General features: G+C 73.0%; 17 protein-coding genes. 12 read left to right on the forward strand and 5 right to left on the reverse strand.

Annotated elements, in window-relative coordinates:
- Positions 1-330: 330 nt before the first annotated feature.
- Positions 331-1,230, forward strand: a complete 900-nt coding sequence (locus tag ANAE109_RS05640; RefSeq protein WP_011985422.1) for an RNA polymerase factor sigma-32 — start codon at positions 331-333, stop codon at positions 1,228-1,230.
- Positions 1,231-1,308: 78 nt separating this feature from the next.
- On the opposite strand, the gene ANAE109_RS05645 is transcribed toward ANAE109_RS05640, so the two are convergent.
- The 5 genes from ANAE109_RS05645 to ANAE109_RS05665 form a co-directional block, all read right to left on the reverse strand.
- On the reverse strand, positions 1,309-2,073 hold the full coding sequence (locus tag ANAE109_RS05645) for an SDR family oxidoreductase (RefSeq protein WP_011985423.1): 765 nt from the start codon (positions 2,071-2,073) through the stop codon (positions 1,309-1,311).
- A gap of 117 nt (positions 2,074-2,190) precedes the next feature.
- The gene (locus ANAE109_RS05650) at positions 2,191-3,717 is read right to left on the reverse strand and encodes an ATP-binding protein (protein ID WP_011985424.1); all 1,527 of its coding nucleotides are present in this window, start codon (positions 3,715-3,717) and stop codon (positions 2,191-2,193) included.
- On the reverse strand, positions 3,714-4,394 hold the full coding sequence (locus tag ANAE109_RS05655; RefSeq protein WP_011985425.1) for a hypothetical protein: 681 nt from the start codon (positions 4,392-4,394) through the stop codon (positions 3,714-3,716). The genes ANAE109_RS05650 and ANAE109_RS05655 overlap by 4 nt, the downstream gene beginning before the upstream one ends.
- Complete coding sequence (locus tag ANAE109_RS05660) at positions 4,391-5,794, reverse strand: BamA/TamA family outer membrane protein (RefSeq protein WP_011985426.1); 1,404 nt, start codon at positions 5,792-5,794, stop codon at positions 4,391-4,393. Before ANAE109_RS05660 ends, ANAE109_RS05655 begins: the two co-directional genes overlap by 4 nt.
- 62 nt (positions 5,795-5,856) lie before the next feature.
- Positions 5,857-7,719: a serine/threonine-protein kinase gene (locus ANAE109_RS05665; RefSeq protein WP_011985427.1), complete on the reverse strand. Its 1,863-nt coding sequence runs from the start codon at positions 7,717-7,719 to the stop codon at positions 5,857-5,859.
- A 240-nt stretch (positions 7,720-7,959) separates the two neighbouring features.
- On the opposite strand from ANAE109_RS05665, the gene ANAE109_RS05670 reads away from it, so the two are divergent.
- From ANAE109_RS05670 to lpxA, 11 genes are all read left to right on the forward strand, one after another.
- Positions 7,960-9,201: a DUF4912 domain-containing protein gene (locus tag ANAE109_RS05670; RefSeq protein ID WP_011985428.1), complete on the forward strand. Its 1,242-nt coding sequence runs from the start codon at positions 7,960-7,962 to the stop codon at positions 9,199-9,201.
- Positions 9,202-10,800, forward strand: a complete 1,599-nt coding sequence (locus ANAE109_RS05675) for a glycoside hydrolase family 57 protein (RefSeq protein ID WP_011985429.1) — start codon at positions 9,202-9,204, stop codon at positions 10,798-10,800.
- Between the two features lie 84 nt (positions 10,801-10,884).
- Positions 10,885-11,511 carry a hypothetical protein gene (locus ANAE109_RS24745; RefSeq protein ID WP_011985430.1) on the forward strand — a complete coding sequence of 209 codons (627 nt, stop codon included), beginning with the start codon at positions 10,885-10,887 and terminating at the stop codon, positions 11,509-11,511.
- A 119-nt stretch (positions 11,512-11,630) separates the two neighbouring features.
- On the forward strand, positions 11,631-13,193 hold the full coding sequence (gene lysS, locus ANAE109_RS05685; RefSeq protein WP_011985431.1) for a lysine--tRNA ligase: 1,563 nt from the start codon (positions 11,631-11,633) through the stop codon (positions 13,191-13,193).
- A gap of 16 nt (positions 13,194-13,209) precedes the next feature.
- The gene (locus ANAE109_RS05690) at positions 13,210-15,180 is read left to right on the forward strand and encodes an ABC transporter permease (protein WP_143827907.1); all 1,971 of its coding nucleotides are present in this window, start codon (positions 13,210-13,212) and stop codon (positions 15,178-15,180) included.
- On the forward strand, positions 15,180-15,854 hold the full coding sequence (locus ANAE109_RS05695) for an ABC transporter ATP-binding protein (protein ID WP_011985433.1): 675 nt from the start codon (positions 15,180-15,182) through the stop codon (positions 15,852-15,854). The genes ANAE109_RS05690 and ANAE109_RS05695 overlap by 1 nt, the downstream gene beginning before the upstream one ends.
- Before the next feature lie 92 nt (positions 15,855-15,946).
- A complete protein-coding gene (gene bamA, locus ANAE109_RS05700; protein ID WP_234945249.1) occupies positions 15,947-18,370 on the forward strand; it encodes an outer membrane protein assembly factor BamA in 2,424 nt (807 codons plus the stop codon).
- A gap of 23 nt (positions 18,371-18,393) precedes the next feature.
- Positions 18,394-18,960 carry an OmpH family outer membrane protein gene (locus ANAE109_RS05705; RefSeq protein ID WP_011985435.1) on the forward strand — a complete coding sequence of 189 codons (567 nt, stop codon included), beginning with the start codon at positions 18,394-18,396 and terminating at the stop codon, positions 18,958-18,960.
- A 7-nt stretch (positions 18,961-18,967) separates the two neighbouring features.
- A complete protein-coding gene (gene lpxD / locus ANAE109_RS05710; RefSeq protein WP_011985436.1) occupies positions 18,968-20,026 on the forward strand; it encodes a UDP-3-O-(3-hydroxymyristoyl)glucosamine N-acyltransferase in 1,059 nt (352 codons plus the stop codon).
- A gap of 26 nt (positions 20,027-20,052) precedes the next feature.
- Positions 20,053-20,499 (forward strand): 3-hydroxyacyl-ACP dehydratase FabZ, encoded by a 447-nt coding sequence (gene fabZ / locus ANAE109_RS05715; RefSeq protein ID WP_041448894.1) that lies wholly within the window; start codon positions 20,053-20,055, stop codon positions 20,497-20,499.
- 18 nt (positions 20,500-20,517) lie between these two features.
- Positions 20,518-21,291, forward strand: a complete 774-nt coding sequence (gene lpxA, locus ANAE109_RS05720) for an acyl-ACP--UDP-N-acetylglucosamine O-acyltransferase (protein WP_011985438.1) — start codon at positions 20,518-20,520, stop codon at positions 21,289-21,291.
- Positions 21,292-21,308: the final 17 nt, after the last annotated feature.

Raw genomic sequence — 21,308 nt, forward strand, 5'->3', positions numbered from 1 at the left:
GGCCGCCCGCCCGGCCGAGCGGCGCCCGTCCGAACGAGCGACCCTCCGCCCTGTAGGATCGCCAGGGACCTCCGCGCCGAGAGAGGGCGCGCGAGCGAGCGCCACCGCTGCCGGCGGCGATGCACGCCCGCGAGTGGCCGTCCCTGTCGCGCTTACCGATCTCGGATCGGGCGGCCTCGCTCCTTCTTACAGGATGCGTCCTGCGGTGCGGCGCGCCCACCCCCGGTTTTGCGCCCAAATCACGGGACTGCCCCGGTCGGCATGCCCATTGCTCGAGCACAGGGGGACTTCAGCACGACGGCCCATCACGACGCTCCAGGAGGCAGCCCGATGAATCGTTCGACCGGCGCGAGCAGCACCCTCGACCAGTACCTGCGCGAGATCAACAAGGTCGCGCTCCTCACCGTCGAAGAGGAGCGGCGCCTGGCGCGTGAGTTCCGGGACGAGGGCAAGACCCGCGCCGCCCACAAGCTCGTCGAGGCGAACCTCCGCTTCGTCGTGAAGGTGGCGTTCGAGTACCGCTCCTACGGGCTGAGGATGGCGGACCTCATCCAGGAAGGGAACATCGGCCTGATGAAGGCCGTCCAGAAGTTCGACCCCGACAAGGAGATCCGGCTCATCTCCTACGCGGTCTGGTGGATCCGCGCGTACATCCAGAACCACATCCTGAAGTCCTGGTCGCTCGTGAAGATCGGGACCACGCAGGCGCAGCGGAAGCTGTTCTTCTCGCTCGCCCGCACCCGGCACGAGATCGAGCGCGTGACCCCCGGCGCCGGCCTCGACTCCGAGGGCATCGACGTGAACCTCGTCGCCAAGAAGCTCCGCGTCCGGGCGAGCGACGTGGTGGAGATGCAGCAGCGCATGGAGGGGCGGGACCTCTCGCTCGACGCGCCGGTCGCCGACGGCACGAGCACGCACCTGGAGTTCACCCCGTCCGACGCCGATCCGCAGGACGACGAGCTCGCCCGCGCCGAGGAGGACGCGATCGTGAACCGCCGCGTCAACGACGCCATGAGCCGGCTCGACCCGCGCGAGCGGCACATCGTCGAGGCGCGCATCATGGGCGACGGCAAGGAGACGCTGCGCGATCTCGGGCAGCACTTCGGCTTCTCGCGGGAGCGCGCGCGCCAGCTCGAGATCCGCGCCCTGGAGAAGCTGCGCCGGGAGCTGCAGCCGCTCGCCGACGAGATCGGCTACCCGGCGACGCAGGGGGTCGAGGCGGTCGAGTAGCGGAGCGACGGGCGAGAGGGACGGCGCGGCGCCGCCGGCGGGATCCGCCGGACGGCGCCGTCCTCGTCTCCTGCCGGGCTACCTCCGCGACACCGCGAACGGGGCGAACGCCTGCTGGACCGGCATGAGCTCCATCGTGTTCACGTTCACGTGCGCCGGGCGGGTGACCGCCCACAGGATCGCGTCGGCGACGTCCTCTCCGGAGAGCGGCGTGACGCCCTCGTAGACCTTCTTCGCCTTCTCGGGGTCGCCGCTGAACCGGACGAGCGAGAACTCGGTCTCGGCCATGCCCGGCTCGATGGACGTGACCCGGAGGGCCGTGCCGAGCAGGTCGGAGCGCAGGTTGAGCGAGAACTGCCGCACGAACGCCTTCGTCGCGCCGTACACGTTGCCGCCCGGGTAGGGGTAGCTGCCCGCCACGGAGCCGATGTTCACGACGTGGCCCCGGTTCCGCTCCACCATGCCGGGCAGCACCGCGCGCGTGACCGTGACGAGCCCCGTGCAGTTCGTGGCGATCATCGTCTCCCACTCGTCGAGGGAGGCGCGCTGCGCCGGCTCGAGGCCGAGCGCGAGCCCCGCGTTGTTCACCAGCACGTCCACCGCCGCGAACGCCGCGGGCAGCCCCGCGATGGCGCGCTCCACCGCGGCGCGATCCCGGACGTCGAGCGCGACCGCGTGGACCCGGTCTCCGCCGGTGGCCGCGAGCGCCCGCAGGCGGTCCTCGCGCCGTCCGGCGGCGATCACCTTCGCCCCAGCGCGCAGCAGCGCCTCCGCGCACGCCGCGCCGAACCCCGAGGTCGCGCCCGTCACGAGCGCGACCCTGCCGCCGAGATCGTATGCCATGCGCCCGATGCTAGCACCGAGGGCGCGCGCGGCACGGCCCGGGTGGGCGCCAGGAGGCCTGGGACGGCTACGGCTGCCCGAGCGCGGCCGCTGCCGCCGCGCACGGCGGCGCGCCGATCACGCGGCGCTGAGCGCCTCCGGGGCGAGGGGCAGGGCGATCGAGAACGACGCCCCGCCGCCGGGGCGGTCTCCCACCTGGAGCTCCCCGCCGTGCTGCAGCACGATCTTCTTCGCGATGGCGAGGCCGAGCCCGGTGCCCCCGCTGCCCTTCGTCGTGAAGTAGGGGTCGAAGATCCGGTCCCACAGCTCCCGGTCGATGCCGGGCCCCTCGTCCGCGAGCGTGAGCACGGCCCGCTGCCGGGTGCGCGCGACGCCGAGGTGGATGCGGGCGCGCGCCGGACGGGCGGCGTCGATGGCGTTCTGGCAGAGGTTCGTGAGGACGCGCCGCATGAGCTGGCGGTCGAGCGCGACCGGGCAGGAACCGCTCGCCTTCACCACGTCCACGTCGGCCGCCGCGCCGATCTGCTTGCTCGTGCGGACGAACTCGTCCACGAACGCGCCGAGCTCCGCCGGCTCGGGCCGCACCTCCGGGAGCTTCGCGAACCCCGAGAACTCGTCCACGAGCCGCTGCAGCGTCCCGATCTCCTCGCGCACGATCTCGCCCGCCTCGCCGAGGAGCTTCCCGAAGGCCGGGTCCTTCATGGGGGTCGCCTTCCAGCGGGCCTCCAGCTGCTGGAAGGCCAGCTTCATCGGCGTGAGCGGGTTCTTGATCTCGTGGGCCAGCCGGCGCGCGACGTCCTGCCAGCCGGAGATCTTCTCGAGGTACACGATCCGGTCGCGCCCCTCCTTCACCTCCCGCACCATGGCGTTGAAGGCCCGGGCGAGCCCGGCGACCTCGTCGTTCGCGCGGCCCGGATCCACCTGCACGGACAGGTCGCCCGCGGCGAGCCGGCGGACCGCCTCCACGAGCCGCGTCACGCGCCGGGTGGTGCGGCGCGCGAGCAGGATGCCGATGGCCGCGGCCCCCGCCGCCCAGGCGACGAGGAGCAGCGCGAAGGCGCGGACGTAGCTGCGGCGGATCTCCGCCCGCAGCGCGTCGACTCCCTGCACGAGCTCGGCGACCTGGCGCACCTCGCCCAGCTCGGCGAAGTAGCGCGCCTCGATGGCGAACGTGCAGTCCAGCCGGCCGCCGCCGGGCAGGGACACCCGCGCCGGCGCCTCGCGCCACTCGCCCTCGGGGTTCTCCCCGTGCGCCTCCGCCTCGGCGACCACCTCCCCGCTCGCGGAGACGAGGGTCGCGCGGCGGAGCCGCGGGGTCTCGTCGACCGCCGCCCGCAGGAAGGCCTGCGCCTTCTTGCGCTCCGTGGGCAGCCGGCGGGCGAGCGCGCGCGCCTGCTCCGCGTAGAGCTGCTTGCGCGCCTGGAACAGATCGCCGTAGAGCCCCGGGACGGCCTCGAGCCGCTCGACGACCCGCGGGTCGAGCCCGAGCGCGAGGTTCTCCTCCGCGAGGCGGCCGGCGAGCACCAGCGCGCCGAGGAGCGGCAGCGTGGCGGCCACGACGAGCGCGACCGCGATCTTGACCTCGAAGCGCGAGACCCGCAGCGCGCCGAGGGCGCGGCGGAGCAGGGGCGGGGCGGGCGTCACCGGCGCCCCCCCGCCGGCGCGTTGCCGGTGAACGTGCGGGAGCGGAACAGGTGGACGTCGCTGCCGGCGTCGGGCTCGCGCAGGAGGAAGCTCGCGACGGCGCCGAGCACGCTGCGGGTCGCCCCCGCGGTGCGCGTGCCCGCCGACGGGTTCGCGATGTACTCGCGGGTGCGCTGGAGCTGCTCGCGCGAGACCGGGTTCACCTCGACGCGCGCCTCGAGCCGGTACGCCGAGGCGGGGAGCGACTGGGACGGCCCGAGGTCGACGCCGCGGACGTCCGAGAGGAAGCGGCGCAGGGCCGCGAAGTCCGGGAGCACGTGGCGGACGCCCCAGGGAGCGCGCGGGTCCTTCACCGTCACCGTGTAGGTCTCCTCCCACACGTCGAAGAGGATCTCCACGATCCGGCCGTACAGCGCAACCGGCGCGCGGGAGCCCTCGGGGACGACGGACACGTAGATCGCCACGACGTTGGTGAGGCCGTTTCCGAACTCGTCCTCCGCGGACGCCGGGAACGCCGGGGAGATGTCCACCGTCGCCTCCGCCCGGCCGGCGCGCGTCGCCAGCAGGGCCGGGAGCGGCGCGGGCGTGGCCGCCTCGGCGCCGAGCGCGATCGCCGCGGCGATCGCGGCGAGCAGGAGGCGGGCCGTCGGCCGCCGCTGGGGGAGCGCGCGCGTCACAGCAGGTTGTCCACCAGGTAGCCGAGCGAGGCGTTGAACACGCCCACGGGCGTGTCGAGGCGGAGCGCCACCTCGGCCGACACGGGCGAGCGCGAGAAGTGGGTGCGCGCGCCGCCCAGGGTCTCCGTCGAGTACACGCCGCGCAGGCCGAGCGCGAGGTAGCCCCGCCGGAAGAACACCTGGCGCTGCCAGAGCGGCACCGCGTACTCGACCCCGGCCATCGCGACGAAGGCGTCGTAGCGGGAGTCGGTGGAGAAGTTGAGCTCGAGCGAGCGCGCCAGCGCGGGACCGACCGCGAAGTAGGAGAAGTCGGCCGGGTAGAACCGCTCGAAGAACGGCGCGCTGCCCTGCGCGGCGCCCAGCGCGGTCTGCAGCCGGAGCGGCTGGCCCAGCAGGCCGTAGGCCGTCTCGAGCTGCAAGAGATAGCGGCTGTACTCGTAGTCGCTGCCGAGCAGCTTCGAGCCGAACGTCACCTGGGCGAGGGCGCGGAGCCCGTCGCGGGGCAGGAAGAAGTCGTCGCGGGTGTCGAGCTCGTAGGTCCCCGTGAGCGCCGACAGGCGCGAGGTCCCCGGGAGCAGGGCGGGCGCGTCCCCCGGCTCGGCCGGGACGCCCGCGGCGAGCTCGCGGAGCCGCTCGAACCGGTAGCTCGCGAGGAGCCGCTCGAAGGCCCCCGGCCGGATCCCGATCGTGCCCTCGAACGAGGCGCGCTGGTAGCGCAGTCGCGGCGCCGCGCCGTAGTCGTCGCCGTAGAGGTCGCAGTCGGGGTCCCCGCAGGCGAGCTCCTCGCCGCGCACGAGCAGGATCGTCGCCCCGAGCACGAGGCCGCGCGGGCCGCGCCCGAGCGGCAGGTCCGGGGCGAAGAAGCTCCCGCGCAACGCGAAGCGATCGGGGTCCTGCGGCCTCCCCGCCGGCGAGCCGCCGTAGACGAACGCGCCGGAGAGCCCGAACCCGCGGCCCAGGAAGTTCTGCTGCGAGAGCCCGAGGCCGCCGTAGATGGGCTGCGGCCCGGTCGAGCCGAGGACCAGGTCCGTCACGAGGAGCGTGTTGCGCTCCGAGACGTCGAAGACGAGCACCACGAGCCCGCGCTCGCTGCCGCGCTCCACCCGCGTGTCCACCCGGGAGAACCAGCCGAGCTGGAGCAGCCGGAGCCGCGACAGGAAGACGCGCTCCTCGTCGAGGAGGTCGCCCTCCACGACGAGCAGGTGCCGCCGCACCTCCGCCTCGCGCGCGTGGTGGAGCCCGGTGACGGCGATGCGCTCGACCGTGTAACGCCGGGTGACCGGCAACGGGAGGGCCTCGGGAGCGGCGGCGGCGTGCGCCAGCGACGGGTCGGGAGGCGCGGCGTCGCCTGCCGCTCGAGCGAGGGTGATCGCCAGGACGGCGGGGAGGAGCGCGTTCATCGGCGGGCGATTGTAGGCGAAGAGCGGCCCGCTGGCCTGGACGCTGCGCTCGGTGGATGTATTCAGCGCCCGGGCGAGGGGGAGACGGCGCGCCGCAGGGCGAGGTAGGCCTCGAGCGTCGCGACGTGGAGCGGATCGGCCGCCAGCGCCGCCTCGTACGCGGCGAGCGCCGCGCCCGAGTTGCCCAGCTTGCGGGCCACCTCGGCCCGCGACCGCTGCCGGCTCGCCTCGGCCTCGCGCCCCGGGGTGGCCGCGAGCAGCTGCGCGCGGCGGGCGTCCACGAGCGCCCGCGGGACGCCGGCCGCGAGGCAGCGCGCGACCCCGAGCGCGTTCCCGCGCTCGCCGTCGTGGGCGAGCCGGGCGGTGGGCGTCGCGAGCGCGGCCTGGGCGGCGTCGAGCCGCACGAGGAGCGCCGTCGCGCGCGCGGGGTGGTCGGCGGCGCCCGGCCGGGTCCGGGCGGCCTCGAGCGCCTCCCGCACCCCGCGCACCGCCCGCCGCACGTCCGCGAACTCCGCCTCGGGAGGGACGCCCAGGAACCCGTAGTGATCGGCCCCGGCGCGCCCCTCGAGGTCGCGCAGCAGCGGCTCGCCGCCCGGCGCGGGCGACTCCGGGGGGGCGGGGCGCTGGGCGTCCGCGAGCGTCGCGATCGCGGCGCGCGCCTCCGGGGCCAGGTCGACGAACTGGACGGCGAACCCCGGCTCCATCCGCCAGCCCTCCGCCTCGGCCGGCGAGACGTGGCGCACCACCTCGGCGGCGACCGCGAGCGGCGCTCGCAGCGCGGAGTGCGAGAGGGAGAGGCGGAGGCGCGACAGGAGCGGAGGGAGCCCGCCGTCCGCGCGGAGGAAGGCGCCGCTGCGGGTGAGCTCGCGGAGCGGCAGCCTCGCCGGCACGCCGGAGCCGAAGCGCACCTCCGCCTCGAGCGCGGGCCGTGCGGGATCGCGCTTCTGGCTCCCGGCCCCGCCCGCGGGGAGCCTTGGCGGCGAGGGAGGGGGCGTGCGCAGCGGGAGGTCCCCCCGCGCCCCCCGGAGCGCCGCGGAGAAGGCGGCCATGTCCGCGAAGCGGGCGCAGGGATCCTTCTCGAGCGCGCGGAGGATCGCGCGCTCCAGCGCCGGGGAGACCGGTGCGAGCTCGGACGGCCGGGGCGGAGCGGTCTTCAGGTGCGCGAGCAGCAGCGGCGCGATGCCGCGCCCGGTGAACGGGAGGCGCCCGGTCGCGAGCTCGAAGGCGATCACGCCGAGGGCGTACACGTCGGTGCGCGCGTCGATGGGCCCGTCCTCGCACTGCTCGGGCGCCATGTACTCGGGCGTGCCGACGATCACCCCGGACTCGGTGCGCCCCGCCGCGCGCGCCCCGCGCAGCTTGGCGATCCCGAAGTCCACGAGCTTCACGAAGTCGCGCCGGCCCCGGCGCTGCACGAGGAAGACGTTCTCCGGCTTGAGATCGCGATGGACGACCCCGTGGTCGTGCGCGCACTGGAGCGCGTCGCACAGCTGGAGGAGCACGTCGAGGGCGAGCTCCGGCGCGAGCGGGCCGCCGCGGACCCGTTCGGCCAGCGTCTCGCCGTCCAGGTACTCCATCACGTAGTAGTACCGGTGCGGCGGCAGCGCCGAGAGGTCGTAGATCCCGACGATGTTCTCGTGGCCGATGAGGTTGACCGCGCGCGCCTCGTCGTAGAAGCGCGACACCCCCTGAGCGTCGGTGGCCATCGTCTCGTGCAGGAACTTCACCGCGACGCGGCTCCCGATGACGGGGTGCTCGGCCAGGTACACCGTCCCCATCCCGCCGCGGCCGAGAAGCTTCAAGATCTGAAAGCTGCCGACCAGCGTCCCGACGAGCGGATCCACGAGGGGGCCCGGGCGGTCGGGCTCGGCGCCGGCAGCGGCGGGGCCGAAGGCGAGCGTGGGGAGGGGGGACGAGCAGGGCACGCCTTCCCGATGCCCGGCGCCGCACCTCGGGCAGACGGTGGATCCCCCCGTGTTCGACGTTGCCGTACGGTGCACCGTGCCCCCACCGTTGCGAGATTCCAGCCTACCAGAGGCTCCCCGTCGCCCCAGCCCCGCGCAGGGGGGACACGCACCACGTCACGGCGTCGCTGCGGCGAGGTGGCGCCCCGGGAAACCCCTTGCGAACCAAGGCGAACCCGGACTTTTCTCTCCCACACAGCCATGGCCGATCTCAGGAAGATGACCGTCGAGAGCTTGCGCGAGCTCGCCCGGAAGGTGCTCGGTCCGGGGCAGTCCCGGAAGACGAAGAAGGAGCTCGTCGCCGCGCTCGAGGCGGCGGAGCGGAAGGCAGCCCCCGAGGCGAAGCGCACCACCGGCGCGAAGGCGCGCGCGGCGGCGAGCCGCGCCGCCGAGACCACGGGCAAGGCCGTCCGTGCCGCGAAGAAGGCCGGGAAGGCGGCGAAGGAGGGCGCGCGCGCGGCGGCCCGCGCCAGCAAGACGGCGGCAGCCAGCGTCTCCGGGGGAATGCGCGACGCCGCCAAGGGGGTCAGGCCGCCCAAGGCGAAGGTCGCGAAGGTCGCCGCGGCGATCGCGGGCGCCGCGGCAGGCGCCGCGGCCGGCGCGATGGCCGGCGTGGCGGCGGGCGTCTCCGCCGCCCGCGCGAGGCGCCGGAAGATCGGCAACGGGAAGCCCGGCGGCATCGCGCCGGATCCCGAGGGGTACTTCGTGGCGCGCGTGCGCGGCGAGGAGGCGGTGCGCGAGGCGCCTTACCCGATGACCGAGACCACCGCGGACGTGCCGGAGGCGTTCCGCGCCGTCGAGCTCGCCGAGGAGGGCTTCGAGGGCGGCGAGGTCTACGAGGAGCAGCTCGGGGAGCTGCCCTGGGGATACGGCGACGACGCGTTCGTCGCCCTGCCGCGCGATCCGCGGACCCTCTTCCTCTACTGGGACTTCGCGCAGGAGACCGCGCGGGGCGCGTTCGCAGGCCTGGAGCACCCGCGCGTCGAGCTGCGCGTCTTCGCGCGCGACGGCGGCGGATGGGAGCCGGTGCGCACGGTCGAGTTCGCCCTCGAGTCGCGCGGGTACTACGTGCACGACCTCACGCCGGGTCGCGTCTACCGCGCCGAGATCCACGCGGTGGACCGCCGCGGCCAGCAGCGCCAGCTCGGCCGTGGCTCGAACGAGATGATGCTGCCGCCGCTCGGGCCCTCCGCGGTGATCGACGATCGCTTCATCCGCATCCCGTGGGAGGTGCCGCTCGGGCGGCTGCTCGGGCCCGGCCACGCGGGCGGCCCGTTCTCGGCGGAGGCGCGCGCGCTGCTCGCGCGGCTCAGCGACTGGTCGCGCTTCGCCGGCCGCCCCGGCGGCGGCAGCGCCGGCGGCGTGGGTGGCCGGCCGACCTCGCCGGCGGTGTCGTCGCCGAGCTCTCCCTTCGGAGGCTTCGGGCCCGGGGAGGGCGCGTAGATGGCGCACGAGGTCCTCGGCTACGTCGTCCTCCACCTGCACGCCCACCTGCCGTTCGTTCGTCACCCCGAGTACGACGAGTTCCTCGAGGAAGACTGGCTCTACGAGGCGATCAGCGAGACGTACCTGCCGCTGCTCAAGATCTTCGATCGGGCGACGGACGAGGGGATCCCGTTCCGGATCTCGATGACCATGACGCCGCCGCTCGTCGCCATGCTCCGCGACGAGCTGCTCATGGCGCGCTACGCGCGCCGGCTCGACACGCTGTGCGAGCTCGCGGACAAGGAGGTCCACCGCACCCGGAACGACGGGACGTTCCACGGCCTCGCCCTCCACTACCAGCGGGAGTTCCGCGAGCTGCGCGAGCTCTTCAACGATCGCTACCGCCGCGACCTGGTCGGCGCGTTCCGGCGGCTCGAGGAGGCGGGCCGGCTCGAGATCGTCACCTGCGGCGCGACGCACGGGTTCCTGCCGCTCATGCAGCCGTACCCGGAGGCGGTGCGGGCGCAGATCGCGGTGGCCGCCCGCCACCACCGCCGCCACTTCGGCAAGGATCCCGTGGGGATCTGGCTGCCCGAGTGCGGCTACTTCCCGGGCGCCGACGCGTTCCTCGCCGAGGAGAACATCCGCTACTTCTTCGTGGACACGCACGGGGTCACGGACGCGACGCCGCGGCCGCGCTACGGCGTGTACGCCCCCATCTACACCCCCACCGGCCCGGCCGCCTTCGGACGCGACGCCGAGTCGTCGATGCAGGTGTGGAGCTCCGAGTCGGGCTACCCGGGCGACCCCGACTACCGGGAGTTCTACCGGGACGTCGGCTGGGACCTCGACTACGAGTACGTGAAGCCGTACATCCAGCCCACCGGCCAGCGCAAGAACGTCGGCATCAAGTACTTCCGCATCACCGGCAAGACCGCCCACAAGGAGCCGTACGACCCGGTCCGCGCGCGCGAGCGGGCCGCCCAGCACGCGGGGAACTTCATGTTCAACCGCGAGCGGCAGATCGAGCACCTCGCCTCGCGCATGGGCGGGGTGAGGCCGATCGTGGTCTCGCCGTACGACGCGGAGCTCTACGGCCACTGGTGGTACGAGGGGCCGCTCTTCATCGACTTCCTCATCCGCAAGATCGCCTTCGACCAGCGCATCTTCCGGCTCGCCACGCCCAGCGACTACCTGCGCGAGAACCCGGAGCAGCAGCTCGCCACCCCGCCGCTCTGCTCCTGGGGCGCGGGGGGCTACGCGGGCGTGTGGCTCGACGGCTCGAACGACTGGATCTACCGGCACCTGCACAAGGCCGCGGAGCGGATGATCGCCCTCGCCCGCGACTACCGCGAACCGAGCGAGCTCGAGCGGCGCGCGCTCGACCAGGCCGCGCGCGAGCTGCTCCTCGCCCAGTCCTCGGACTGGGCCTTCATCATGAAGACCGGGACGATGGTGGACTACGCGATCCGCCGCACGAAGGAGCACGTGCTCCGCTTCACGAAGCTGCACGACCAGCTCCGCGCCGGCCAGATCGATCCGGAGTGGCTGGCCCACGCGGAGTCGAGAGACAACCTCTTCCCCGAGATCGACTACCGGCTGTACGCCCCGCGGTAGAGGCGCGGCCCGCCCGCCTGTCCCACGAGCACCCTCTTGCGCGCATGTCCGCTTCCGGCGGACGGTGTGCGGAAAGGGGAGTTCATGCTCGCACACCGTCTCACCTGTCTTTCCCGCCTCGCCCTCGTCGGAGCCGTCCTGGTCGCCGGCTGCTCCGAGCGGGCGCCCAGCGCAGCAGCACGAGACGACCAGGGCGATCCGCCGGGCGCGGTGGGCGGAGGCGAGCTGGGCGGTGGGGTCGGCGGTGACACCGGCGATGGCGTCGGCGACGACAGCGGCGGCGATGGCGATGGCGGTGGTGACGACGGGGGCGGCGGTGGCGACGACGACGGCGGCGGTGGCGACGACGGCGGCGGCTCCGTGCTGCGCGTCGGCATCGACGTGAAGCCGGGCACCGCCGGCGCGGCGCCGATCCAGCTCGGCGCGGGGGGAAAGGTCCCGGTGGCGATCCTCGGCGCACCTGCGTTCGACGTCACCGCGATCGAGCTCACGTCGATCCGCTTCGCGGGCGCCCCCCTCGCGCGCCGCGGGCGCGCCGGGCCGATGGCCGCGCTCGAGGACGTGGACGGCGACGGGCGCGAGGATCTCGTCTGCCACTTCGAGGTGGCGGAGCTCGAGCTCTCGGGGACGGCGACCGTCGCCGGGCTGGAGGGAAGCACCGGCGACGGCGCGCGCTTCGCGGGGGAGGACGCGATCCGCACCGTCCCGTAGCGGCGGTCTCGCGTCGCGGCGCCGCGGGGAAGCGCGCGCCTCCGCCGGCGTTCTCGCGTTGACGGGGCGGGCCGGCCCGACTAGCCTCGCCGCACGCTTTTCCCCGTCGAAACCGAGACATGCGAGACTCCAACGACCCCCGCGGCGATGACCTCGGCGCGACCGAGCGCGAGATCATCGCGCACCGCGCCAAGAAGGCCGAGGCGCTCCGCGCGCTCGGCGTGAACCCCTACGGCAACGGCCACCAGCCCGAGCACCTCTCCAAGGACCTGCGCGACCGGTACGGAGACGCTCCCGCCGAGGAGATCGCCAAGGCGCCCGGCGCCTGGTCGATCGCCGGCCGGGTGCTGGCGGTCCGCCCGTTCGGCAAGGCCGCCTTCCTCAAGGTCCGCGACGCCGCGGGCGAGCTGCAGGTCTGGCTCAAGAAGGACCGGCTCCCGGAGCGGGACTTCGAGATCTACAAGCAGCTCGACATCGGCGACATCGTCGCCGCGCAGGGCGGCGCCACCCGCACCAAGACGGGCGAGCTGACGCTCGAGGCGAGCGGGTTCACCATCCTCACCAAGTCGATGCGCCCTCTGCCCGAGAAGTGGCACGGGCTCACCGACGTCGAGCAGCGCTACCGGCAGCGGTACCTCGATCTCGTGGCCACCCCGGGCGTCCGCGACACGTTCGTGAAGCGGGCGCGCATCGTCTCCACCATCCGCCGCTTCCTGGACGGACGCGGCTACCTCGAGGTGGAGACGCCCACGCTCCACAAGCCGGAGGAGGCCGGCGGGGCGGCGGCCCGCCCGTTCGAGACGCACCACAACGCGCTCGACCTGGACCTGAAGCTCCGCATCGCGACCGAGCTCCACCTGAAGCGCCTGGTGGTGGGCGGGTTCGATCGCGTCTACGAGATCGGCCGCATCTGGCGGAACGAGGGGATCGACCGGCGCCACAACCCGGAGTTCACCAGCATCGAGTTCTACCAGGCGTACGCCACCGCCGAAGACCTGATGCGCCTCACGGAGGAGCTCTTCCACGCGCTCGCCGTGGAGGTGACCGGCGCGCCGGTGGTGACCTTCCAGGGCCAGGCCATCGACCTCACGCCGCCGTACCCGCGGGTGTCGCTCGTCCAGGAGGCGGCGCGCGAGCTCGGCCTGTCGGTCGAGGACGCCCTCTCCGGCCGCGGCCTCGCCGAGGCGCTGGCCCGCGCGGCCGCGCGCGAGAACGAGTCCGAGGACGCCTGGAAGCTGGAGCAGGCGGCGAAGCGATCTCCCGGCGAGGCGCTCGCCGCGGTGTTCGAGGTCTTCGGCGAGCCTCGGTTGGCGAAGGACCGGCCGTCCTTCGTGGTCGACTGGCCGATCGAGACCAGCCCGCTCTCGAGGCGCCGGGACTCCGACCCGCGGCTCGTCGATCGCTTCGAGCTGTTCGCCGGCGGCATGGAGTGCGCGAACGCGTTCTCGGAGCTGAACGATCCCGTCGATCAGCGCGCGCGCTTCGAGGCGCAGGTGAACGCGCGCGCCGCCGGCGACGAGGAGGCGATGCCGTACGACGAGGACTTCGTGCGCGCCCTCGAGCACGGCATGCCGCCCACGGCAGGAGAGGGGATCGGCATCGACCGGGTGGCGATGCTGCTCACCGACTCGGCGTCGATCCGGGACGTGATCCTGTTCCCGCTGCTCAAGACCCGGGAGTGACGTGAGCGAGAAGCGCATGCACGAGCGCGCCGTCGCCGGCGGCGAGGCCGCTGCGGAGCGGAGCGCGCTCGCCGCCCGGCCGAGGGCGCCCGAGGGCGCCGGCGGCGGTCACCCCGCGGCGCCCGTCTTCTCCGTGCCCGCCTTCGCGCTCGTCCTGCTCGGGCTCATGGTCTCGGCGGCGCTGGCGCCGCTCGCCACCGCCTTCTTCGGCGATCGGCTCTCGCTCCCGGGCCCGCTCGCGACCGGCCTGGCCGCGCTCACCGCCGCGCTCGCGGGCGCGGCCCTCGGCGTCGCCGCGGCGTGGGTGGGGCGGCGCATCGCGTTCTACGAGCTCGCCGCCGCGTTCCTCCTCTGGGCGGCCGGCGTGGCGGTGGTGGTCGCCTTCCTGCCGGGCGTGCGGGAGCGCTCCGCGGCGCTCCAGGCGCTCGAGGCGCAGGGGACGCTCGTGCTCGTCCTCGGGCTGCTCGGGGCCGGGCTCCTCTCGGCGACCGCCGTGTTCGTCGGCTCGACCCTGGCCTACCTCGCGGTCGGGACCGGCCGCCTCGACGCGTCGCTCTCCTACGAGCTGTTCGTCGCGCGGAGCCACCTGCGGCTCAGCCCGCGCACGCTCGCCGCCCTCTTCGCCCTCGTCGTGACGGGGCTCGTCCCGGGCATCGTCCTCGGCCTCGCCTGGTCTCTCCTGCGCGACGCGCGCGAGCGCCGCGCCTACCGCCGCGGCGAGCTCTTCGTCCGCCCGCGCATGCCGGCGACGCTGCTCATGACGCTCATCTCCATCGGCGGCGTCGCCATCGGCGTGTGGGCGCTCACCGTGGTCCTCTCGGTGATGAGCGGCTTCGAGGCCGACCTGAAGCAGAAGATCCTGGGCCAGAACGCCCACGGCATGCTGCTCACCTACGGCCAGGACGAGCTCACCGACTGGCGCGCCACGCGCCAGCGCGTGCTCGTCGTCCCGGGGGTCGAGGGCGCGACGCCCATCCTCTACAACGAGGTGATGCTGTCGGCGGGGCAGAACCTCACCGGCGCCATCGTGAAGGGCATCGACGTCGCGTCGGTCGGCACCGTCACCGAGCTGCCGCGGTCGATCGAGGAGGGGAAGCTCGAGTGGCTCGAGCAGCCCGGGCGGATCCCGCTGCCGGGCCGCGACGAGCGCGCCGCGGAGGGCGAGGGGCGCCCCCCCGCCCGCGCCGGGAAGACCCTGCCCGGCATCGTCGTCGGGCGCGAGCTCGCCCGGGCGCTGCGCGTGTTCGTGGGCGATCAGGTGAACGTGGTCTCGCCGTTCGGAGACCTCGGCCCGGCGGGCCCCCAGCCGAAGAGCCGGCCGTTCCGCGTCGCCGCCATCTTCCACAGCGGGATGTTCGAGTACGACTCGAAGTTCGCCTACGTCGACCTCGCGGAGGGCCAGCGCTTCTTCGGCACCGGCGACTCCATCACGGCGTTCGAGCTGAAGGTGCACGACCCGGACGCCGCGCGGGCCGTCATGGGGCGGGTGGTGTTCGAGCTCGGCGGGTGGCCCTACCGGGCCCGCGACTGGACCGAGCTGAACCGGAGCCTCTTCTCCGCCCTCCAGACCGAGAAGGTCGTGATGGCGGTGATCCTCGGCTTCATCGTGCTCGTCGCGACGTTCACGATCGTCGCGACCCTCGTCATGCTCGTCCTCGAGAAGCGCAAGGAGATCGGCGTCCTCAAGTCCATGGGGGCCGGGGTGCCGAGCATCATGAAGATCTTCATGGCCGAGGGCGTCATCATCGGCGGGGTCGGGACCGCGTTCGGCCTGCTGCTCGGCTACGGCACCTGCCTGCTCGTGGACAAGGTCGGCATCCCGCTCGACCCGGAGGTCTACTACATCTCCAACCTGCCGGTGGTGATCGACCCTTCGCAGTTCGCGCTCGTCGCGCTCGCCGCGCTCGCGCTGTCGTACCTCGCGACGCTCTACCCGGCGACGAAGGCGGCCCGCCTCAACCCGGTCGACGGGCTGCGGAGCGAGTGATGACCTCCCCGTTCGTGCGCATCGAGGGGCTCACCAAGACCTACCTCATGGGCGACAAGCGGCTCGAGGTGCTGCGCGGCATCGACCTCGAGATCGCGGCGGGAGAGCTCGTCGCGCTCACCGGGCCGTCCGGGGCGGGGAAGAGCACCTTCCTCCATCTCCTGGGCACCCTCGACGTGCCGACCGGCGGCCGGATCCTCTTCGACGACGAGGATCCCTTCGAGCGTGGCGAGGAGGGTCTCGCCGGGTTCCGCAACCAGACGGTGGGGTTCGTGTTCCAGAGCCACCACCTGCTCCCGGAGTTCACCGCGCTCGAGAACGCCATGATGCCGGCCCTCATCCGCCGCGTGCCGCGGTCGGAGGCGCGGCGCCGCGCGACCGAGATGCTCTCCCTGGTCGGCCTCGCCGAGCGGGCCGAGCACCACCCCGGGGAGCTGTCCGGCGGCGAGCAGCAGCGCGTGGCGCTCGCGCGCGCGCTCTGCCTGCGGCCGCGGCTGCTCCTCGCCGACGAGCCGACCGGCAACCTCGACCCGGCGACGGCGGAGGGCATCCACGCGCTCATCGCCGATCTCAACGCGCGGATGGGCATCACGGCGGTGGTCGTCACGCACAACGAGCGGCTCGCCTCGTCGCTGCCGCGACGGCTCCGGCTCGAGCGAGGGCGGCTCGCGTGAGCTTTCCGGCGCGCGTCGTCCGGGGGCCGCGTCCGCGGCCGGAAGGAAGACGTTTGAGCTTTTCGGGGCATCGGTTTAGATTCCGCGGCTCCGTGAAGGGACCGACCGACCACGCGGCCGCGCTCGCCGCGCTCCTCATCGCCAGCGGTGCCGTCCTCTTCCCGGTCCTCGCGACCGCTCAGGACGCGCCGCCGCCCGCCGTGGCCGCGCAGGGCGCCACCGTCGCCGACGTCAAGATCGAGGGGAACCGGCGCGTCGAGGTGGACGCGATCCGGAGCGCGATCACGCAGCGCAAGGGGCAGCCCCTCGACCCGCGCGGCGTCGCCAAGGACATCCGGGCGGTGATGAAGCTCGGCTTCTTCTCGGACGTCGTCGTCGAGCTGCAGGGCACGCCCGACGCGCCCGTCCTCGTGTACCGGGTGACGGAGCGCCCCACCGTCCGCGAGACGCGCATCGAGGGGAACGACGAGCTGTCCAAGGACGACCTCAAGGACACCGTCGAGCTGAAGGCGTTCTCGATCCTCGATCTCGTGGCCGTCCGCAAGGACGTGAAGAAGATCAAGGAGAAGTACGCCGAGAAGGGCTACTACCTCGCCGAGGTCACGCACCGCATCGACGAGCGGCCCGACAACCAGGTCGACGTCGTCTACGTCATCGACGAGCGCGCGAAGGTGCAGGTGAAGGAGGTGCGCTTCCTCGGCAACGCGCACGTGGCGGACGGCGAGCTCCTCGCGGTCATGCAGACGCGGCCCGGCGGGTACCTCTCCCTGCTGAGCTCGATGGGCACGTACCGGGAGGAGGCGTTCCAGCACGACCTCCAGGGCGTCCAGGCCGTCTACCTCGACCGCGGCTACGTGAACGTGAAGGTCGGGAACCCGTCCATCGCGCTCTCGCCCGACAAGCGGTTCCTGCACATCACCATCCCGGTCGAGGAGGGCGAGCAGTACAAGATCGGCAGCATCGCCTTCACCGGCCAGCTCCTCGATCGCGAGCCGGCGCTGCGCCGCATCGTGCGCGCCAAGCAGGGCGAGATCTTCTCGCGCTCCAAGATCCAGCAGGACCTGTTCGCCGTCGGGGACGTGTTCCGCGACCTGGGGTACGCCTACGCGAACGTCACCCCGCTGACGCAGACCGACCCGGCCGCGCGCACCCTCGATCTCACCTACGAGATCCAGCCGGGGCCGAAGGTCCGCTTCGAGCGCATCGACATCATCGGCAACGACAAGACGCGCGACAAGGTCATCCGCCGCGAGCTGCGCATCTACGAGGGCGAGCTGTACTCGGGCACCGGCCTGCGCGCCTCCCGCCAGCGCGTGAACGCCCTCGGCTTCTTCGAGACCGTCGACATCACGACGAAGCAGGGCAGCTCCGAGGACACCATCGTCGCCGTCGTCGAGGTGAAGGAGCGCGCCACCGGCACCTTCCAGGTCGGGGCCGGGTTCTCGTCGTACGAGAACTTCATCCTCACCGGGCAGATCTCGCAGAACAACTTCTTCGGGTGGGGGCAGACGCTCTCCCTGCAGGTGCAGTGGTCCTCCGTCCGCCAGCTCGGGCAGATCCAGTTCGTCGAGCCGTACTTCCTCGACACGAAGTGGACCTTCGCCTTCGACCTGTACGCGACCGAGGGCATCTACACCACGTTCACGCGGCGCGCGGTCGGCGGCTCGATGACGTGGGGCTACGAGCTGAACGGCCTCGCGCCCTACTGGTCGTTCGCCCGCCACCTCGAGGACATGCGGCTCTTCGCGACGTACACGAACGAGCGCGTGGACGTGAGCGCGTCGGGGCTCGCGGCGCAATCCGTCCAGCAGTTCAAGGACGGCACGACCAGCGCGCTGCGCCTGTCCCTCCAGTGGGACCGCCGCGACAACCGGCTCTTCCCGACGCGGGGCTTCTTCCTGTCCGGCAGCGCCGAGGTGGCGCCGCCGCTCCTCGCGCCCGAGTCGCTCTTCGGCGACGTGATCCTCTTCACGCGGTACGCCGTCGACGCGCGGGCGTACCGGCCCATCTGGCTGGGGCTGGTGGGCCGCGCCAAGCTGACGCTCGGCTACATCCGCGACTGGGACTCCCAGCATCGGGTCCCGATCTCCGAGAAGTACTACGTCGGCGGCATCAACTCCGTGCGCGGCTACCGCTACCTGTCCATCTCCCCCGTGGAGTTCGTGCCGACCTGGCAGGATCCCAGCGCGCGGCGCGGCGCCCTCTACGTCGGCGGCGACAAGCAGGTGGTCCTGAACCTCGAGCTCGAGTTCCCGCTCTTCAAGGCGGTCGGCGTGCGCGGCGTCGTGTTCAGCGACTTCGGGAACGCCTTCGCCCCCGGCGAGTTCAGCGACCCGAACGTGCCGTACTCGCTCTACAAGTCGGTCGGCTTCGGCTTCCGCTGGCAGAGCCCGATCGGCCCGCTCCGGTTCGAGTGGGGCATCCCCCTCGACCGCCGCCGCGAGGATCCCGTGAACGGGGGCGACTACATCGATCAGGCCGTCGACTTCCAGTTCACGATCGGCAACTTCTTCTGATCGCCGAAGGAAAGGAGCACCCGATGCGACTCGCCCTGCGCCTCACCGCCGTCCTCGCCCTCCTGGCGTCCACCGCCGCCCGCGCCGAGACCAAGCTCGGCTTCGTGGACCTGCAGCGCGCCCTGAACGAGATCGAGGAGGGCAAGTCCGCCAAGGCCACCCTCAAGAAGGACTTCGACGAGAAGCAGAAGCAGCTCGACGCGAAGAAGGCCGAGTTCGACAAGCTGCGCCAGGAGTTCGAGAAGCAGGCGGTCGTGATGGCCGAGCAGGCGCGGCGCGACAAGGCCGCGGAGCTCGACCGCAAGGCGAACGACCTGCAGCAGTTCTGGGGACAGCTCCAGAAGGACCTGTCCGAGCGCGAGCGCGAGGTGACGCGCGGCATCTTCGACAAGATGGCCGCCATCGTGCGCGGGATCGCCGAGGCCGACGGGTTCACGATGGTGCTGGAGCGCACCGACTCCGGGCTCGTGTTCGCGGCCCCGGCGCTCGATCTCACGAACGAGCTCATCCGCAAGTACAACGCGAAGTACCCCGCCGGCGCCGCCAAGAAGCCCGCCGCGGCGAAGCCGGCCGCCCCGGCGAAGAAGTGAGGTGACCGTGACGTTCACGCTCGCGGAGCTCGCCTCCCGGGTCGGCGGCGAGGTCGTCGGCGACGGGGCGCTGGTGGTGGAGGGCGTCGCGCCGCTCGAGGACGCGGGCCCGCACGACGTCTCGTTCTTCTCGAACCGGAAGTACCGGAAGGCCTTCGAGGCCTCGCGGGCCGGCGTGGTGGTGGTGGAGCCGGACGCCGAGATCCCTGCGGGCCGGACGGTGCTGCGGGCACGGAACGCCTACCTCGCGTTCGCCAAGATCTCGACCCTCTTCCACCCGCCCCAGGAGCCGCTCCCCGAGATCGCCCCCGAGGCGGTCATCCACCCGAGCGCGCGGGTGCACCCGAGCGCGCAGGTGATGCCGCTCGCCTCGATCGGCCCCGACGCCGTGATCGGCGCGCGCACCATCGTCCACCCCGGCGTGCACGTCTGCGAGGGCGCGCGCGTCGGCGAGGACTGCCTGCTGTACCCGAACGTCGTGATCCGCGAGCGCTGCGTGGTGGGGAACCGCGTCATCCTGCAGCCCGGCTGCGTCATCGGCTCGGACGGCTTCGGCTTCGCCTTCGATCCGGACGGCGAGGGGCACGGGCCGCGCCACTTCAAGGTGCCGCAGGCCGGGATCGCCGTCGTCGAGGACGACGTGGAGATCGGCGCGAACGCCTGCATCGACCGCGCGACCCTCGGCGCGACGCGCGTGGGGCGCGGCACCAAGATCGACAACCTCGTCCAGCTCGGCCACAACGTGGAGCTCGGGCCGCTCTGCCTCATCGTGGCGCAGGTCGGCATCGCCGGCTCGACGAAGCTCGGCATGGGCGTGGTCGCCGCCGGGCAGGTCGGGATCATCGGGCACCTGAACATCGGCGACGGCGTGAAGATGGGCGCCCAGTCCGGCATCGCGGGCGACGTCGCGGCGGGCGACACGGTGAGCGGCACGCCCGCGCAGCCGCACGCGGACTGGCTGCGCTCGCAGGCGGCCCTGCGGCAGCTGCCGGACCTGCGCCGCGAGGTGAAGGAGCTCCGCCGCGAGCTCGACCGGCTGCGCGCCGGCAAGGAGGGGAAGCCATGAGCGCCGAGCGCGCATCCGCCCCGGTGATGGACGTCGAGGCGATCCAGCGGATCCTGCCGCACCGGCCGCCCTTCCTGCTCGTCGACCGGGTCGTCGCGGTCGAGCCGGGCGTCCGGCTCGTCGCCTGGAAGTCGGTGACGATGAACGAGCCGTTCTTCGTCGGTCACTTCCCCGGGAAGCCGGTGATGCCGGGCGTGCTGATCCTCGAGGCGCTCGCGCAGGCCTGCGCGCTCCTCGCGGTCAAGTCGATGGGCCCGGACGAGGACGTGGACGAGAAGATCACCTACCTCATGTCCATCGACGGCGCGAAGTTCCGCCGCCCGGTGGTGCCGGGCGACCGGCTCGAGCTGCACGTCGAGGTGGTGAAGCGCAAGGGCGCCATCTGGCGGCAGAAGGGGACCGCGATCGTGGACGGGCAGACCGTCGCCGAGGCGGACTTCATGGCGATGCTCGCCGACCGCGAGCAGGAGTAACAGGACGGAGGGAGCGAGATGGCCATCCACCCCACCGCCGTCGTCGAGCCGGGCGCCCAGGTCGATCCGTCCGCCGAGATCGGCGCGCTCGCGGTCGTCGGGCCGCACGTGCGCGTGGGCCCGCGCACCGTCGTGGGCCCGCACGCCGTCCTCGCGGGGCGCACCACCCTCGGCGAGGGCAACCGGATCTTCCCCCACGCGGTCGTGGGCGAGGTGCCGCAGGACCTCAAGTACCGGGGCGAGCCGACCGAGCTCGTCGTGGGCGACCGGAACACGTTCCGCGAGGGCGTCACCATCAGCACGGGCACGGTCCAGGGCGGCGGGGTCACGCGCATCGGCTCGGGCTGCCTGTTCATGGCGAACAGCCACGTCGGCCACGACTGCGTGATCGGCGACGGCGCGATCATCGCGAACTCGGTGGCGCTCGCCGGGCACGTCGAGCTCGAGGACCACGTCCACTTCAGCGGCCTCGCGGCCGCGCACCAGTTCTGCCGCATCGGCCGGCTCGCCTTCGTCTCCGGCCTCACCGGCGTCACGATGGACGTCCCGCCGTTCTGCACCGTCGCCGGCCCCCGCGCCGAGCTCGCGGGCCTGAACGCCGTGGGGATGCAGCGCGCCGGGCTGAGCGAGGAGCGCATCGGCCGCGTGAAGCAGGCCTACAAGATCGTGTTCCGCTCCAACCTGGGGCTCGCCGAGGCGATCGCGCAGGTGGAGGCGGAGCTGGGGATGCACGAGGACGTGGCGCACTTCGTCCGCTTCCTGAAGGGCACCCAGCGCGGCATCACGCGGTAAACGACCAACCCATGATT

This window comes from Anaeromyxobacter sp. Fw109-5 (assembly GCF_000017505.1).
Lineage (GTDB): Bacteria > Myxococcota > Myxococcia > Myxococcales > Anaeromyxobacteraceae > Anaeromyxobacter.